General features: G+C 69.1%; 1 protein-coding gene. It reads right to left on the bottom strand.

Annotated elements, in window-relative coordinates:
* Nucleotides 1–514 (bottom strand): AMP-binding protein (locus ACX4ZE_RS23020; RefSeq protein ID WP_480275556.1); only part of this gene is annotated, 514 nt, incomplete at both ends.

Here is a 514-nt window from a genome sequence, read left to right as displayed (position 1 = left end):
AGCGAACACGAACGCCAACCGATCCGACGGATAGGATGGATCCACCGGCAGATACGCACCCCCGGCCTTCCACACCGCCACCAACGCCACCACCAACTCCACCGACCGAGGCAACGCCACCGCCACCACCCGCTCGGGCCCCACCCCCCGCACCACCAACAGCTGTGCCAGCCGGTCAGCGCGCTCGTCGAGGTCGCGGTAGGACAACTCCACCCCCGCACACACCACCGCCACCGCCTCCGGGGACCGCCGCGCCTGTGCCTCGATCAACTCCACCACAGTGGTATCGGTATCGACCGCCACAGTGGTGGCGTTGTAGTCCCGCAACAACCGGTCGCGTTCGGCGGTGGTGAGCACCTCCACCGCCCCCACCGCCAGCTGCGGGGTGGCCGCCACCTGCCGCAACACCCACACATACCGGGCCACGAGCGCCTCGACCGTCGCCCGGTCGAACAACTCGGTCGCGAACTCCACGAACCCGACCAATCCCGCACCGTCGGGGGCATCACCGATA

The organism is Nocardia sp. TBRC8007 (assembly GCF_056629435.1).
This window is presented reverse-complemented; position numbering and strand designations above follow the sequence as displayed.